Source organism: Luteitalea sp., from assembly GCF_044337415.1.
Taxonomy (GTDB): domain Bacteria; phylum Acidobacteriota; class Vicinamibacteria; order Vicinamibacterales; family Vicinamibacteraceae; genus Luteitalea.
The window spans coordinates 1-15,065 of record NZ_JBIINP010000106.1 but is presented as its reverse complement, the minus strand read 5'-3'; the positions used below and the strand labels follow the sequence as shown (position 1 = coordinate 15,065).

Here is a 15,065-nt window from a genome sequence, read left to right as displayed (position 1 = left end):
GTACCCGGTACCCGGTACCCCGTGATGTGACAATGCGGGGATGTCTCCCTGGGGCTGGCTGTTGATTGCCGGGTTGTTCGAGGTGGGGTGGGCGATCGGGCTCAAGTACACCGAGGGCTGGACGCGGCCAGTCCCGTCGCTGGCCACGCTCGTCCTGCTCGCGGCCAGCATGTACTGTCTGGCGGTGGCCGCCAGGGCGCTGCCCATCGGCACGGCCTACGCCGTGTGGACCGGCATCGGCGCCGCGGGCACGGCGATCCTGGGCATGGTCCTGCTCGGCGAGCCGCGGACCGCCGTGCGGATCGCGAGCCTCGGGCTGATCCTGCTCGGTGTGGCCGGCCTCAAGCTCGCGCGGTGACGCACGCCTGCGATGGGCCTCTCGGTGGGTGAGGGCGCGCGAAAAATGTGTGGCGCGGGGGTTGCGCCGCGGGCCGTTCCCTGTGCTACACTTCGTGGTCGCAGTCGCTCGGCACGAGCGGGAATAACTCAGTGGTAGAGTGCGACCTTGCCAAGGTCGAAGTCGCGGGTTCGAATCCCGTTTCCCGCTCCAATCTCCGCCTCACCTGAACGAGCGCTCCCACCTCAGGCTGGCGCCGTAGCCAAGTGGTAAGGCAGAGGTCTGCAAAACCTCCATCCCCGGTTCGAATCCGGGCGGCGCCTCCAACATCAGCACGAGAGCGGTCCCCTGGGTGGTACGCCACCCCAGTCGACGTGCGCCCATCCGTGCGCTCCGACGCCTGCCCGGCGTTATCGCAGGCATGACCCGCCCCGACCCCTACGCCGGCTTCAGGTTCCTCGTCGAGATTGACGGCGTCGCCAGCGCCGGATTCACCGAGGTATCCGGCCTGTCGGCCGGCATCGAGCCGGTCGATTACCGCGAGGGCAGCGACCGGGGCGCCGCGCGCAAGCTCCCCGGCCTGCGGAAGTTCGACGACGTGACGCTCAAGCGCGGGTTCACGGCCAACCGCGACCTCTGGGACTGGTTCAAGAGCGGCCTTGACGGCGCTGTCCAGCGCCGTACGGTGCGCATCATCCTGCTCGACGAGGACCGCACCCCGGTCGGCCGGTGGATCCTCCGCGAGGCGTGGATCAGCCGCTGGGAGGGACCGCACCTGGCCACCGGCGGTTCCGATGTCGCCATGGAGACGATCGTCCTGGTCCACGAAGGGCTCGACTTCGAGTAGCGACCATCAGGCCGCGGACGGCCTCCTAGGCGCCGGCGGCGATGGCCCGCCGCGCCTTCGCGATCGAGTCGAGCACGGCGTGCACCTGCGCCTCGTCGGAGAACGGGCTCAGGATGTAGGACTTGAGCGCCACGATGGGTTCGCCGTAGTCGGTCTCGCGATAGCAGTCGGTCAGCGAGATCACCACGCCCACGCCCTGGAGCGCGTCGGCCTGGATCAACTCGAACACGCGGCGGTTGTAGGCGTTGTGGGCCAGCAACTGGTCCCGGAACGCCGGGTCACGCCGTTCCTGCTCGGGCATCGCGAAGGTGTCCACGCCTTCGGGATACACGCGAAACAGCGTCACAGGGCCGAAGTTGTCGCCGTTGAGCACGGTGGTCGAGGGGTGTCCCTCGAGCTGCTCGCGCAGTTCCTCGGCGATGGCCACCAGGTGGCCGAGCAGCGACTGGAGGCCCTGGCGTCCGAACAGCCGCAGGTTGGCCAGCGCGGCGAGCGGGCCGCTGCCGGCGCGCGACGTCTCGATCGTGAACTTGCCCGGATGCCGCTCCCCGGACTGGAAGATGTACGGCGTGTCCTCCTCGCGCCGCGCGAGGCGCGCGAGGTCGCGCCCGTCCTTCACGATGACGGCACTCGACACGTACGGCGTGAAACCCGTCTTGTGGTAGTCGATGCCGAGCGAGTCGGCCAGCCCGAGATGGCGGATGCGGCGCGCCGTGCCGGCGAGCGCGCGCACCGTCCGGTGCCGGAACCCGAGCGGGTTACCGTCGAAGTCGTAGTCGTTGAACACGCTCCACGCCCACCCGATCACCGCGTCGGCGTGCACGTGCGGGACGTAGTCGAGGCCACGCGACTGCACCAGTTCGTCGCGTACCCGGACCATCGCCGCGAGGTCGTCGAGGCCGAAGGCGTCCGTGGTGCCCATGGTCGCGACGATGCAGGCGATGCGTGCGCCGGCGTCGACCAGCGCCGTGAGCTCGCGGGTGTAGGCGTCGATGCGGATCTGGTTGTCGTCCGTGGACGGCACCTTCACGACCTGCGCCTCGCCCAGCCCCAGCCAGTTGGCCACCGTGAGGTTGGCGTAGTGCGCGCGATCGGAGCACACGAGGACGGCGGGCTCGCGCAATCCCTGCTGCCGTACGCCGGGCACGGCCTTCTCCAGCCCGATCTTGCCCGCGTACATCAGCGTGCCGGTGCCGCCGAACGTGAACACGCCGTCGGCGATCGACGGGTCGTACCCGACCAGGCCGGCCGTCATCGCGATCGCCTCGACTTCGGCGATCGAGACCTGCCGCGACGACTCGTCGCTCACCAGGTTCGGGTTGTAGATCGACGGCAGCAGCCCGCCGATGATGCTCGGGATCGTCGGTGGCGGCACGACGTTGATCTGGGCGCGCGGGTGGCCCCAGATGAACATGCCCGACAGGTACTGCACGAGCTCGCTGGTCACGGCTTCGAGCGTCATCGGCGACTCGTCCACCCGCCGTGCCCGCGCCGCCTCGTAGTCGAGCGTGACGGGCGTGCCGAGCATCGGCGCCGCCGACTTCAGCGCGTCGACCTGATCGAGCGCCCGCAGGCACGAGAAGACGAAGTACGCGTCGTGCAGCCGGTCGGAGACGGGCGCGGGGAAGGCGGATCGGAGCTGGCCGACGATGTCCTTGTACGAGGTGCTCATCCCGACCCGCGAGTCTACACTCCCGCGCGCGCCGCGCGGCGCCGCGGCGGCCGCGGACGCGTGGGGCGCTCGTGCCGCAACTGGCGGGCAAGCAGGTCCACGGCCGGATCGTGGGTGGCACTGGTGCGCGTGGCCAGCACCAGTTGGCGCGTGAGGAGCGGCCTGCCGCCGTGGAGCGGGCGGTGGCCATCCTCGGCCTGCGCCGTCGGCAGCACGGTCCACCCCGTGCCGAGTCGCACCATCTCCCGCAGCACCTCGGGTTGGTGGCTCTCGGCCACGACGTCCAGTGGCGCGCCGAGGCGCCGCAGTTCGGCGACGACCAGGGCGCGGGTGTGGGAGCCGGCGGGGAAGAGCACCCAGGGGCCCCAGGAGGCGGGCCTGCCCACGGCCCGGCCGGGCGGGCCGTAGACCGCGAGCGTCTCGGTGCGCACCGCCACCACCGAGGCCTGCGGGTCGGGGCGGGGCGGCGCGACCCCCACCACGAGGTCGACGTGCCCGGCCACGAGCAGCTTGAACAGCGTCGCCGACGGCGCCACGCGCAGCAACAGCTCGATGTCGGGATGTGCCGCGCGGAAGGCCTGCAGGTGATCGGGGAAATGGACGACGGCCGCGGCGTCGATCATGCCCACGCGCACACGGCCGGCCACGCCTCGCCGGACGCGGTCGGCCCACCTCGCGAGGTCCCCGGTGAGGCCGAGCACGTGGCGCGCGTGCGCGAGCACCGGGGCGGCCGCCGGGCGCAACTGGCGTCGGCGGGATTCGCGGTCGAACAGCGGCACGCCGAGCCGCCGCTCGAGTTCCGCCAGCCCCTGCGACAGCGCCGAGGCACTCACGCCCACGGCTGCCGCCGCTCGTGCCCAGGTCGGGGCGTCGTCGACGGCCACCAGGTACTCGAGCTGGCGGATGGAGAGGTCCGGAAGCATCGCTTGATGATAGTTCAGGCTCTCTTCAGCAACGTGCCTTGTGGTGAATCGACGCTTATGGTCGACGGCATGACCCCCACTCGTCCTGCTGTGCCCTCCGGCCGCCTCGGCGTGCTCACCCCTGGTCTCGGCGCCGTGGCGTCGACGTTCATGGCTGGCGTGATCGCCGCGCGCCAGGGGCGTGCCGTCCCCATCGGATCGCTGAGCCAGTTGGCGCACCTGCCGACGGCCGACGACGAGCCGCGCCGCCTCGTGCGCGACGCGGTGCCCCTCGCCTCGCTCGACGACCTCGCGTTCGGCGGTTGGGATCCCATCTCGACGAGTGCGCTCGACGCCGCGCGGACGGCCCGCGTCCTCACCGCCGCCGACATCGATCCCCTCGCCGACGACCTCGCGCGCATCGTGACGATGCCTGCGGTGTTCGATCGGCGATGGGTGTCGCGGCTCGAGGGCACACGCGTCAAGCCGCTGGCCTCGAAGTGGGATCAGGCCCATGCACTGATGGACGACATGGCGGAGTTCAAGGTCCGGCATGGCTGCGATCGCCTCGTCATGGTGTGGTGCGGGTCGACCGAGGCGTGGTCCGCGCCGGCGCGCGTGCACGCATCGGTGGCGGCCTTCGAGCAGGGGCTCAAGACGAACGATCCGGCCATCGCGCCGAGCCAGATCTACGCCTACGCGGCGCTGATGGCGGGAGTGCCGTTCGCCAACGGCGCGCCGAATCTCACGGTCGACCTGCCGTGCATGACCGAACTGGCGCAGGTGCGCGGCGTGCCCGTCGCGGGCAAGGACTTCAAGACCGGGCAGACCTGGATGAAGACGCTCCTCGCGCCGGGCATCAAGGCGCGGATGCTCGGGCTGCGCGGCTGGTACTCCACCAACATCCTCGGCAACCGCGACGGCGAGGTGCTCGACGCGCCGGAGAACTTCAAGTCCAAGGAGGTGTCCAAGCTGGGCGTGCTGGACAGCATCCTCGAACCCGAGACGTATCCCGACCTGTACGGGCGCCTCGACCACGTCGTGCGCATCAACTACTACCCGCCGCGCGGCGACGACAAGGAAGGCTGGGACAACCTCGACATCTTCGGGTGGCTCGGTTACCCGATGCAGATCAAGGTCGACTTCCTCTGCCGCGACTCCATCCTCGCGGCGCCGATCGTCCTCGACCTGGCGCTGTTCCTGGACCTGGCGCACCGCGCCGGGGCTTCGGGCGTGCAGGACTGGCTGTCGTTCTACCTGAAGGCGCCGCAGGGCGTGGGCAGCGACCCGGTCACCCACGACCTGTTCGCACAGCAGGCCCGGTTGTTCGCGCAGTTGCGGGCGTGGCAGGGGGCGCCGGCGGCGGAGACCATCGGCGCTCGGTAGCGACGTGCCGTCGTTCGCGGCGACAGGCAGGACGGGGCGGTGTGGCCGGTGCCCGGCGCACGCATTGTGCGATACCCTCGGCGGACGGTTCACCGCTCCTCATGTTCGCGACCATCCGCTCCCGACTGCTCTGGCTCGTCGTCCTGTCGTTGGCGCCCGCCATCGCCATCCTTGCGTACGACGAATACGTCTTCCGGAACCAGGCGATCCGGAAGCTGCAGGGCGACGCCCTGCGCGTGGTCTCGCAGGCATCCGCGCAACTCGATGACCGCATCGCGGATGCGCGGGCCTATGCGCGCCTGCTCGCACGCTACCCCGAGGTGCGTGCCGTCGACGGATCGGCCGACGCGCTGCTGGCCGAGGCCCTGAAGGACGAGCCGTTCTACACCTCGCTTGCGGTCGTGGACCTGCAGGGACGGGTCGTGAGCAGCGCCGTTCCGGCTCCCGCAGGCTTGAACGTGTCGACCGCGCCGTTCTTCACGCGCACGCGGGACACCGGCGAGTTCAGCGTGGGCGTGTTCATGCGCAACCCGATCTCGACCCGGGTGGGACTCAACCTCGGCGCCCCGATCACCGACGACGCCGGGACGCTGCGCGGCATCCTCTGGATTGGCCTCGGGCTCGACTGGATCCGGGAGTTCACCGAGGGTCAGCAACTGCCACCCGACGCCGTCACCATGGTCGTGGACGAGCACGGCATCGTCCTGGCCAGGTCGGAGGCATCCGACACGTGGGTGGGACGGTCGGTGGCCAACACGCCGGTCTTCGCGGCGATGCGCGGCGTGCGGTCGGGCACGATGGAGTCCAGCGGCGTCGATGGCGTGCGCCGCCTCTATGGCGTGGGCGTCGTGCAGGGCAGGGCCGCGTCGACCCACGCCTATGCCTCGGTCGGTATCCCCGTGAGCACCGCCGAGGCGCTCGTGCGCCAGGCGCTGATGCGCAAGCTGGCCATCTTCGCCCTCGGCGCACTGCTGTCGCTCGGCGTGGCCGCGGCGGTGGCCGACCGCTTCTTCCTGCGCGAGACGCGGGCGTTGCTGCGGACAGCCCGCGCACTGCACCACGGGGACCTCGCCGTGCGCACCGGCCTGTCCGGCGGCAGCGGCGAACTGCGCGAAGTGGCAGAGGCGCTGGACTCCGGCATCGACGCCCTGCAGCAGGCGCAGGTCGAACTCGTGGAGGCGCGCGAGGCCGCCCAGTCGGCCAACCAGGCCAAGAGCACGTTCCTGGCCGTGATGAGTCACGAGATTCGCACGCCGATGAACGCCATCCTCAACATGACGGGGTTGGCGCTCGAGTCCGAGCTGTCGCCGCGGCAGCGGCAATACGTGAGTGTGGCGCACCAGTCGGCCCGCAACCTGCTCGGCATCCTGAACGACGTCCTCGACTTCTCGAAGATCGAAGCCGAGAAGCTCGACGTCGAGGCCGCGCCCTTCAGCCTGAGGGCCGTGCTCGACGAGGTCACCGAGACGTTCCGCGCCAAGGTCGTCGAGAAGCACGTCGAACTGGTGACCTACGTGCCCCCCGAGGTGCCCGATCGGGTGATCGGCGACGCGCTGCGCGTGCGTCAGGTGCTCACAAACCTGGTGGGCAACGCCTTCAAGTTCACCGAGCACGGGGAAGTCGTCGTGCGGGTCGGTGGCGACGCCGCTGCGAGCCGCCCGGACGCGTCCGAGCTGCATCTCGTGGTCACGGTGCGCGACACGGGCGTGGGCATTCCGCCCGAGCAGCAGGGGCGCCTGTTCGGCGCCTTCACGCAGGCCGACAGCTCCACGTCGCGCAAGTACGGAGGCACGGGGCTCGGGCTCGCCATCAGCCGCCGCCTGGCGCGCCTGATGGGTGGCGATCTCACGTTCGAGAGTGCGCCCGGCGTGGGGACCACCTTCACCTTCACGGCAACGCTCGGCGTGGCGTCGGCCGAGACGGCGCCGGCGCACGAGCCGCCCGCGACCCTGCGCGATCGGCCGGTGCTCGTGGTGGAAGACAACGCCACGAGCCGCGAACTGCTCGAAACGCTCTTCGGCGCGTGGCAGATTCCCTGCGTCGCCTGCGTGAGCGGGGAGGAGGCACTCGCGCTGCTCGAGGCGCGCAACGGCCCAGGGGCCGAGGCCCCGTTCGAGCTGGTCGTGCTGGACTGGCTGCTCCCGGGCATCGACGGGCTCGCGGTGGCCGCTCACGTCAGGCACTCCGACGCCCTGCGCGCGCTGCCCATCATCCTGGTCAGTGCCTATGCGGGCAAGGAAGAGGAGGCGCGCAGCCGCGAGATCGGCGTCAATGTGTTCCTCCCCAAGCCGATCACGGCCTCGGCGCTGTTCGATGCGGTGGTCGAGGCCTCGGGGCTGGGCGGCGCCCTGTCGCGCTCGGCCGCGGCGACCGGGGCGCGGGAGTTCCTCGGCACGCGCGCGCTGCTGGCCGAGGACAACGAGATCAACCAGATGGTGGCCACCGAGTTGCTCGAGCGGCTCGGCATCGAACTCGACATCGCCGGCGACGGCCTGCAGGCGGTGACGCTCGCGAGGACCAATCCCGGACGCTACGCCGTCGTGCTGATGGACATGCAGATGCCGGTGATGGACGGCCTCGAGGCGACTCGTGCGCTGCGCGCCGACCACGCCTTCGACGACCTGCCGATCATCGCGATGACGGCCAACGCGATGAAGCGCGACCTCGATGCGTGCCTCGCGGCCGGGATGAATGCCTATGTCACCAAGCCGATCGACCGGGTGGCCCTGGCTGACACCCTGCGAAGGTTCATCAGGCCGAGCCCGACATCGGCCGACTCGGCGTCGGTGAACTCCGTCGACGCCTCCGGCGAGCACGTGGCGACTCCGCTGGCCTCGACGACGCCAGGGGGGCGGCCGGTCGCCCTCGACGGGGTCGACGTGGAAGGGACCCTGACGCGCCTGGGCGTGTCGTTCGAGACCTTGCGGCGCATGCTGCTGCGTTTCGCCGACGACGGCGCCAGGACCACGGCCGAGGCGCGGACTGCGCTCGCGCAGGGGGACACGGCGGTGGCCGCGCGGCACGCCCACGCGTTGGCTGGTGCCTCCGGCAACCTTGGCGCCGACCGCCTGCGCGCGCTCGCCAAGGCGCTGGAGCACAGCGCCGGGGCCGGCGCGCCGGAGGCCGAGACACACCTGGCCGATGTCGAGGCGGAGGCCGCGCGCGTGTTCGCGGCCATCGCTGCGCTGGCGCCTCCGGCGGTCGAGCCGCCGGTGGCCGACACGGCGTCGGTCGCCGTCGACGCCACCGCGCTCGCGGCCGGGCTGGCGCAGGTGCAGGCGGCCTTGTCGGAGGGCGACCCCGTCGCCACCGAGCACGCCATCACGGCGCTGGCCGAGGCCGGCGCCCCCGCGGCCTGGCGCGGCGATCTCGCGCGCCTCCGTGATCTTGCTGACCGTTACGAATTCGAGGACGCCGCCGAGCTCGCCCGGCAGCTGGCGGAGCGTCTCGGGAGACCTGCATGAAGGCACTCGGCGACAGCCGCATCCTCATCGTCGACGACGTGAAGGCCAACGTGGACGTGCTGGTGCACGCCCTGCGCGACGAATACAAGCTGGCCGTGGCCCTCGACGGCGAGAGCGCCCTGCGCAACGCCGAGAAGGCCGTGCCGGACCTCGTGCTGCTCGACATCATGATGCCGGGCATCGACGGCTACGAGGTGTGTCGCCGGCTGCGGGCCTCCGAGGCCACGCGCGGCGTTCCGGTGATGTTCCTCAGCGCACTCGAGGAGGTCGCCAACAAGACGCGGGGTTTCGAGGTCGGCGGCAACGACTACCTCACCAAGCCGTTCGAGATCCTCGAGGTGAAGGCGCGCGTGCGCTCGCTGCTCGAGGCCAAGCTGTACGCCGATGCCGTCCGCGAGGCGGCCGCGCGCGACCTGCGCATCGCGCGCGAGATCCAGATGGGCATCCTGCCGGCCGACCTCGCGGCGAGCACGCGCGGGCTGCCGCTCGAGGTGGCGGCGGCGATCGAGCCGGCGCGGCAGGTGGGGGGCGACCTCTACGAAGTGATACGGACGTCCGACGACCGCGTGGTGGTCGCGCTGGGCGACGTGTCCGGCAAGGGCATTCCCGCCTCCCTGTTCATGGCCGTGGCCATCACGGTCCTGCGCACGCTGGCCCGCGACGTGCGCGATCCAGCCGAGATCCTGCGTCGCTTGAGCGACGAACTGGCCGACCGGAATCCGCGCGGCATGTTCGTCACCATGCAGTGCCTGATCTTCGACTTCGCGTCCGGACGCGTGTCGATCGCGGGCGCCGGCCACCATGAGCTCGCGATTCTGTCGCCGGGGCAGGCGCCGCGGCTCGCGCATCCCTCCACGGGGCTGCCGGCCGGACTCATCCCGGGGAACGTCATTCAGTCGGAGTCGATCACGCTGGCTCCGGGCGACACGTTCGTCCTCTTCTCCGACGGCGTGAGCGAGGCCATGGACGCGAATGACGACTTCTTCGGCGACGACCGGCTGCTCGCGACGCTGGCCCCGCTCACGGACGCCCCCACGAAGACCATCGTCGACACCGTGATGGCCGCAGTGCACGCCTTCGCCAACGGGGCGCCGCAGTCGGACGACATCGCGGTCGTCGCGGGTCGGTTCACGTCGCCGGCGGGGGGCTGAGGCCTACCCGCCGGACCCGGCGTCGCCCGCATCCGGGCGACGTGCCGGCGACGCGAACCACTGCGCCGGCGGCACCAGCTTGGCTGCCGCCGTGTCGCTCTCGTAGTGCGGCGACATGATCTGCACGCCGTGCTCGTTGAACGCATCCTGGATCGCCGCGTGCAGGTGCGACAGCACGGCGACGCGGCGCGTGGGATCGTCCACGCAGACCAGCAGCGTGTACTCGGCATAGAAGTCCGAGAGCGCCGTCTGCATCACGCGGGGCGGGGGATCGGGCCGGAGCCCGGCCGTGCGGGTCGCCGCCAGCAGGAGCAGCGCCTCGACCTGGCGCCACGGCGTGTCGTAGCCGATCGTCACCATCGCGGGCGCCATCACACCCTCGGCGGCACGGCGTGAGTAGTTGGTCGTGGTGCCGCCGATCATCACGGCATTGGGGATCGTGACCTCCTCGTTCCTCGGCGTCACGATCTTGGTGGAGAGCACGCCGAGCGAACGCACGGTACCCTCGATGTCGCCCGCGCGCACGTACTCACCGGGCGCCAGCGCATCGCTGTAGGTGAGCATGAAGCCGCTCATCAACTGGTTGACGATGCCGCTCGACCCCAGCGAGACCACGAGGCCGACGAACACGCTCACGCCCTTGAAGGCCTCCGTGTTGCTGCCGGGCAGGTAGGGGTAGGCGACAACGACGGCAAACAGCCACACGAGCGTCGTGACGAGGCGCCGCGTGGGGAGCGCGCGCGGTCCACTCAGGGCCGCCACCTGCAGGCGACCCTGGGCGATGGCATCGAAGAGCAGCGTCGCCAGGCGGACGACGAAGCGGGCGCACAGGAAGATGATCGATGCCGTGAACAGCCCCGGCAGCGAGAGCACCGCGCCCCACGCCAGCCGCTTGGCGGTGGCGACCAGGTAGCCGCCCAGCGCCTCGCCCCACGGACGCGTGACGGGGAACTGCTGGAGCGTGTACGCCAGCCAGGCGTAGATCAGGAAGCCCGCGGTCAGCAGCGCGAGGAAGCGGGCCACGCGGCGTACCACGTCGAGCAGCCACGGACTGCGTACGATCTGGCCGTCGGCGCCGACGCGCGTCCGCGCCAGCTGCGCCTCCGCCACGCGGAACGCCCGGTGCGTCAGCAGACGGTGCAACCGGTGCACGGCGAGCAGCGCGAGCGCGAGCAGCACGGTGGCGGCCAGGGCGTGCAGTGCCGCGGTGACCAGGCGCTGCGGGGTACGCGACTCGTGGGCCTCGGCCAGGGCGGTCTCCAGCCGAGCGATGGTGACGGCCGTCAGCGCACGCAGGTCCTCGGCGCCCTCGTCCACATCGTCGGGCACGATCGCGAAGGCATCCCGTCCCGCGACGGTGATGACGGCGGCGCCGAGCAGTTCGCGCGCCGACACCGGGCCGGTCACGTTCTCGTCGACGAGCGCCGTGAGACGCTTCAGCGCGCCGTCCGCGCGCTCGCGTGGACTCCGCGGCACGATGGCGGCCCGGAAGACGAAGACGGGCCGGTTGGCGAGGCTCAGCTCGGCATGGTCCGCCTCGGGCGCGCGGTGCACGATGCGGTCGTCGAGGGCTGAGGCCGCCTGGGGAGTGGGGCCCTGTCCTGGCGGCGGCGTCGGTGCCTGCGCCAGGAGCCCCGACGGCACCGACAGGCAGGCCAGCAGACAGACCGCGGCCGCCGCGCGCACACGACGACCGACGATGAGGGTGGTCACGCCCCGATGGTACGGCAGGATGCCGCTTGCCGCGGTCCTAGCGGCAGGTCGCCGGGTCGGCGTGGACGAAGTGCGCCCGGAAGGCCGGAGACCGACGATCGGTGCAGCCCGACAGGTTCAGCAGGCGGATGTTGCGGAACTCGACCGGCTGGCTCTCGGCCTGCAGGCCGATGAAGCCGGAGGCGAGCTTCGTGCCGTCCACCTTCACGGCCGGGTTGAACCCGTTGGCCACGCCGCCGCCGATCATCGGCGTGTCGTAGGCGAGCACCAACTGGCCGTCGATGTAGTGGCGCACGTGCTCGTTGCCGAGCACCTCCACCTGCACGGAGACCCACGCGCCGTCCTCGACGTACTTGCGCGACGAGGAGTTGGTGCAGTGCGCCTTCACCATCGTGCCGTTCATGAAGATCTCGGTACCGGGCGTACAGACGTTCATCGTGGTCTGGTTGCCCGCAAGGAACTGTGCCTCCACCGACACCGGCCAGTCCTGGTCCTTCAGGATCGTGCGGGGGGCCTGGCTGTGCACCATCACGCCGCTGTTGAGCCGCGCGTAGGAGGGGCCGCCCTTCTGTTGCGGACCGCGGATGCGGTACTCGAGCGCGAGCACGTAGTACGAGAACGGCTCGTCGAAGAACAGGTGCCCGAAGCGGGCGCCGAAGTCCTCGCCGTACTTGTCGTAGCGCACGGCGATGGCGCCGTCCTCGACGCGGAACGTGTCGGCGTAGTTGTCGCCGACCTCGTGGTGCGCGAACTTGACGGTCCAGCCGGTGAGGTCACGGCCGTTGAACAGCGCACGCCACTCGCTGGCGGGCACGCTCCGCCAGGCCGGCTCTGGAGGTGGCGGTGCAGCCTGCAGGACGAGGCCGAGCGACAGCAGGGCAAGAAGGCGCATGGGGAGCTCCGGCGCTGAGGGTAGCCGAAGCACCCGATGCCACCCAAACGAAAAGGGCCAGGCGAGCAGATGCTCGTCCGGCCCTTCCATGACCCCGTACCCGGTACCCGATACCCGGTACCCGGTCCTGCTACATCGTCCAGCCGGCGGCCGAGAATGCTGCCTTCGCGCGATCGGTGATGTGCGCGTCGGTCTCGAGGCGCAGCGATGTGGCGCCGAGCTCCTTGCGGGTGCGCTCTGCCAACTCGGTCATGGTGGCGACGGCGGACCTGGTTTCCCGCAGCCAGTCGAGCGGCAGCAGGGCCACGCCGTGGCCGTCGCGCGTGACGGCCACGAGCGTCCGCGAGTCGGTGAGGATCGCCTTCACCGGGGACTTCGCGTGGAGTTCCTGGAGCATCTCGGCGCTGTGGATGAAGAAGAGCGCCTCGCGTTCCGTGCGGGCCCCGGTGATCGTCGTGATGAAGTCGGCCGCATTGCCGGGCTTGACCGCGTGCAGCGCCGAGAGCACGCGGGTCTGCATCGTCAGCGACAGGCGGTTGTTCAGGAAGAACTTCTTCGCCGCGTCGGCGCCGACGCCGAGCTCCTTCACGCGCGCCTCGTTCATCTTCCGCAGTTCCTCGGGGTCCGTGGTCCACACGAGGTTGCCCACGGTCGCCGCCGGCCCGACCAGCGGGGGGATCGGCACGACGAACTTGGTGGTGAGTGACCCGGCGGCATCCACTTTGGCCACGCCCTCGAGTGCTTCCTTGAGCGTGAGGTTCGTGGTGTACGGATCGACCTGCACCTTGGCGGCCCACTTGCGGACGGCGCTGTTGACGCCCAGCACGCCGTAGGCGACGTTGGTCGTGCCGCTGCCCTGGGCCTTCTTCTCTTCCTCGGACAGCTCCGGGTCTTCGTCGCCCATCTCGTCGATCGCCCGCTTGCTGCGGCGCCCGAGGTTGGTGCCCATCCGCTTCAATCCGGTGCCGATGCCCTTGGCGGTCTCTGTGGGCTTGGTGACGGCGTTGGTCGCGCCCTTGGCGACGTTGATCAGCGACTGGCCGGCCGCCTCGATGAAGATGTCGGACTTGGACACCTTCGACAGCTCGTACAGGCCGTTGATCTCGCGGAGGTAGCGGGTGAGTTCGCGCTTGCCGAGGGCGGTGAACGTGCCGAACTCGGACGTGATCGTGAACTCGTGAAAGAACCCGGGCGTGGCGACCTTCTCCTCGACGCTGTGATGCGCGCCGCGGAGTTCGCCGGCCGAGAGGACCGACGAGGCGCCGACGGTCGGAGCGGCTTCGTCGGCGGCAGGCTGGGCCAGGACGAGGGACGGCGCCAGCAGGACGCTGGCGCCGCACGACAGGAGGAGGTGGCGGGCGTTCACGCGCACCAGCTTACTTCTTGATCGGCACCAGCGGGATCTCGTTGGCCAGGCCGACGTTGACGATCGAGTCCAGCTTGGTCTCGATCTGCATCCAGCGGGCAGCCTTCTGCGCACCGATGACCTTGGTGGCCTCCTTGGCGTACTTCTGGCGCACCTTCAGCCGGTCCGACTCCATGGACAGGTAGTCCTTCATGAAGGCGTCGGCCTTGCTGTCGGTCATCGAGTCGAAGTTCTGCGCATAGGCCGCGATGATGCTGGCCTTGCGGTCGCCCGCCTTGGAGAGGTCGGCCGCGTAGGCCTTGTACACCGGCCAGAACATGCGCGCCTCACCCTCCGACAGCGGGAGGTTCTCGGCCACCAGGGCCTGGCGATCGGCGCGGAGGTCAGCCTGCAGCTGCTGCACGGCGGTCCAGGCCGACTGGTCCTGCGCGGAGGCGGTGAATGCGAGGCCCGCCGTCAGGGCGAGGGCCATCATCGACGAGCGAAAGGAAATCATCATCCGTCGATGGTGGCGGGCGCCTGAGTCGCCGACAACTCGACCTAGGTCTAGAGTCGCGTCGGATCGCCGGAATCGCGGTGTGCGATTTCGAGCGACACGAGGCGCGCGATCAGGACGGCGGGATACAACTGCCCGATCAGGGCCTCGACCACCGCGAGCGACCGCGCCGCCGGTGCGACCGGCGTCACGTCGCCGTACCCGACCGTCGTCAGCGTGACGAAGCTGAGGTAGCTCAGGTCCGTGGCGCTGGGAGTCACGCCAGTCGCCGTCGTGATGGCGCCAGGGAACTGCAGCACGAGTGCTTCGAAGAGCATCGCCCACAGGACGCCGACCAGGAGGTAGACCGCCACCGCGCCCTCGATGCGCGCGACGGTGATCGGACCGGCGGCGAACACGCGCCGCAGGATGACGAGCGCGAACAGCGCGATCGTCATGGCCGAGACGATGGCATCGGCCAGCAGCCAGCCCGTCGACCCGACGGCGGTACGCCCGACCTTGGCGACCACGGCGGCGAACACCAGGGCGGTCACCGTCACGCGCAGCCCGGTGTGGCTGCGGTGGATCACCGCGAGCGCCCCGGCGCCGACCACGGCCGCGAAGAGCAGGTCGACCAGCCACGGCCCCACCACGCCGGCCAGCGTGAAGGGCGGCACCACGAACAGCGCCAGCACCAGCGCGAGCAGGAGCGCGTGCAGTTCACGGTCGTCGGAGCGGGTCGCAGGAGTGTGGCCGGTCATCGGCGTTCACGATACCGCCGAACGCGCCAGGCCGCCCAAGGCGCGCGCTGCGCCACTGCGTGTCCTTCTGACGTTTCCCTTGTCCCTTGTCCCTTGTCC

Annotated in this window: 12 protein-coding genes and 2 tRNA genes; 7 read left to right on the top strand and 7 right to left on the bottom strand. The window is 70.4% G+C overall.

The annotated features are described in order from the left end of the window. The first annotated feature begins 40 nt into the window (after nucleotides 1-40). The 4 genes from ACIRDX_RS14715 (at nucleotide 41) to ACIRDX_RS14700 (ending at nucleotide 1,184) form a co-directional block, all read left to right on the top strand. On the top strand, nucleotides 41-358 hold the full coding sequence (locus ACIRDX_RS14715; RefSeq protein ID WP_396626193.1) for a DMT family transporter: 318 nt from the start codon (nucleotides 41-43) through the stop codon (nucleotides 356-358). A gap of 117 nt (nucleotides 359-475) precedes the next feature. Continuing rightward, nucleotides 476-550, top strand: a tRNA-Gly gene (locus ACIRDX_RS14710). 39 nt (nucleotides 551-589) lie between these two features. After that, nucleotides 590-663: transfer RNA gene (locus ACIRDX_RS14705), tRNA-Cys, on the top strand. A gap of 95 nt (nucleotides 664-758) precedes the next feature. Then, nucleotides 759-1,184 carry a phage tail protein gene (locus ACIRDX_RS14700; RefSeq protein WP_396626192.1) on the top strand — a complete coding sequence of 142 codons (426 nt, stop codon included), beginning with the start codon at nucleotides 759-761 and terminating at the stop codon, nucleotides 1,182-1,184. Nucleotides 1,185-1,209: 25 nt separating this feature from the next. On the opposite strand, the gene ACIRDX_RS14695 is transcribed toward ACIRDX_RS14700, so the two are convergent. Both ACIRDX_RS14695 and ACIRDX_RS14690 read right to left on the bottom strand, forming a co-directional pair. After that, entirely contained in the window at nucleotides 1,210-2,856 is a 1,647-nt protein-coding gene (locus tag ACIRDX_RS14695; RefSeq protein WP_396626191.1) for a pyridoxal phosphate-dependent decarboxylase family protein, read from the bottom strand. Between the two features lie 14 nt (nucleotides 2,857-2,870). Further along, nucleotides 2,871-3,779 (bottom strand): LysR family transcriptional regulator, encoded by a 909-nt coding sequence (locus tag ACIRDX_RS14690; protein WP_396626190.1) that lies wholly within the window; start codon nucleotides 3,777-3,779, stop codon nucleotides 2,871-2,873. Nucleotides 3,780-3,848: 69 nt separating this feature from the next. Between ACIRDX_RS14690 and ACIRDX_RS14685 the strand changes: the two genes are divergently transcribed. The 3 genes from ACIRDX_RS14685 to ACIRDX_RS14675 all read left to right on the top strand — a co-directional run bounded on the left by ACIRDX_RS14685 (nucleotide 3,849) and on the right by ACIRDX_RS14675 (nucleotide 9,759). Beyond that, a complete protein-coding gene (locus tag ACIRDX_RS14685) occupies nucleotides 3,849-5,144 on the top strand; it encodes an inositol-3-phosphate synthase (protein WP_396626189.1) in 1,296 nt (431 codons plus the stop codon). Nucleotides 5,145-5,245: 101 nt separating this feature from the next. Further along, a complete protein-coding gene (locus tag ACIRDX_RS14680; RefSeq protein ID WP_396626188.1) occupies nucleotides 5,246-8,608 on the top strand; it encodes a response regulator in 3,363 nt (1,120 codons plus the stop codon). Continuing rightward, nucleotides 8,605-9,759: a PP2C family protein-serine/threonine phosphatase gene (locus ACIRDX_RS14675; protein WP_396626187.1), complete on the top strand. Its 1,155-nt coding sequence runs from the start codon at nucleotides 8,605-8,607 to the stop codon at nucleotides 9,757-9,759. The genes ACIRDX_RS14680 and ACIRDX_RS14675 overlap by 4 nt, the downstream gene beginning before the upstream one ends. 3 nt (nucleotides 9,760-9,762) lie before the next feature. Here the strand turns inward: ACIRDX_RS14675 and ACIRDX_RS14670 are convergent, their stop codons facing one another. The 5 genes from ACIRDX_RS14670 to ACIRDX_RS14650 all read right to left on the bottom strand — a co-directional run bounded on the left by ACIRDX_RS14670 (nucleotide 9,763) and on the right by ACIRDX_RS14650 (nucleotide 14,966). Further along, nucleotides 9,763-11,472, bottom strand: coding sequence for a mechanosensitive ion channel family protein (locus ACIRDX_RS14670; protein WP_396626186.1), 1,710 nt, complete (start codon nucleotides 11,470-11,472; stop codon nucleotides 9,763-9,765). Between the two features lie 37 nt (nucleotides 11,473-11,509). Next, nucleotides 11,510-12,364 carry a DUF1080 domain-containing protein gene (locus tag ACIRDX_RS14665; RefSeq protein ID WP_396626185.1) on the bottom strand — a complete coding sequence of 285 codons (855 nt, stop codon included), beginning with the start codon at nucleotides 12,362-12,364 and terminating at the stop codon, nucleotides 11,510-11,512. Nucleotides 12,365-12,494: 130 nt separating this feature from the next. Further along, nucleotides 12,495-13,730, bottom strand: coding sequence for a hypothetical protein (locus tag ACIRDX_RS14660; RefSeq protein ID WP_396626184.1), 1,236 nt, complete (start codon nucleotides 13,728-13,730; stop codon nucleotides 12,495-12,497). A 10-nt stretch (nucleotides 13,731-13,740) separates the two neighbouring features. Next, complete coding sequence (locus ACIRDX_RS14655; RefSeq protein WP_396626183.1) at nucleotides 13,741-14,229, bottom strand: hypothetical protein; 489 nt, start codon at nucleotides 14,227-14,229, stop codon at nucleotides 13,741-13,743. Nucleotides 14,230-14,276: 47 nt separating this feature from the next. Continuing rightward, on the bottom strand, nucleotides 14,277-14,966 hold the full coding sequence (locus ACIRDX_RS14650) for an ion channel (protein WP_396626182.1): 690 nt from the start codon (nucleotides 14,964-14,966) through the stop codon (nucleotides 14,277-14,279). Between the last annotated feature and the right edge of the window lie 99 nt (nucleotides 14,967-15,065).

Bases quoted from the DNA above. Each gene is read 5' to 3' on its own strand.
- ACIRDX_RS14655 (WP_396626183.1), bottom strand. From the start codon at position 14,229: ATGATGATTTCCTTTCGCTCGTCGATGATGGCCCTCGCCCTGACGGCG.
- ACIRDX_RS14685 (WP_396626189.1), top strand. From the start codon at position 3,849: ATGACCCCCACTCGTCCTGCTGTGCCCTCCGGCCGCCTCGGCGTGCTC.
- ACIRDX_RS14680 (WP_396626188.1), top strand. From the start codon at position 5,246: ATGTTCGCGACCATCCGCTCCCGACTGCTCTGGCTCGTCGTCCTGTCG.
- ACIRDX_RS14700 (WP_396626192.1), top strand. From the start codon at position 759: ATGACCCGCCCCGACCCCTACGCCGGCTTCAGGTTCCTCGTCGAGATT.
- ACIRDX_RS14675 (WP_396626187.1), top strand. From the start codon at position 8,605: ATGAAGGCACTCGGCGACAGCCGCATCCTCATCGTCGACGACGTGAAG.
- ACIRDX_RS14650 (WP_396626182.1), bottom strand. From the start codon at position 14,966: ATGACCGGCCACACTCCTGCGACCCGCTCCGACGACCGTGAACTGCAC.
- ACIRDX_RS14690 (WP_396626190.1), bottom strand. From the start codon at position 3,779: ATGCTTCCGGACCTCTCCATCCGCCAGCTCGAGTACCTGGTGGCCGTC.
- ACIRDX_RS14695 (WP_396626191.1), bottom strand. From the start codon at position 2,856: ATGAGCACCTCGTACAAGGACATCGTCGGCCAGCTCCGATCCGCCTTC.
- ACIRDX_RS14665 (WP_396626185.1), bottom strand. From the start codon at position 12,364: ATGCGCCTTCTTGCCCTGCTGTCGCTCGGCCTCGTCCTGCAGGCTGCA.
- ACIRDX_RS14715 (WP_396626193.1), top strand. From the start codon at position 41: ATGTCTCCCTGGGGCTGGCTGTTGATTGCCGGGTTGTTCGAGGTGGGG.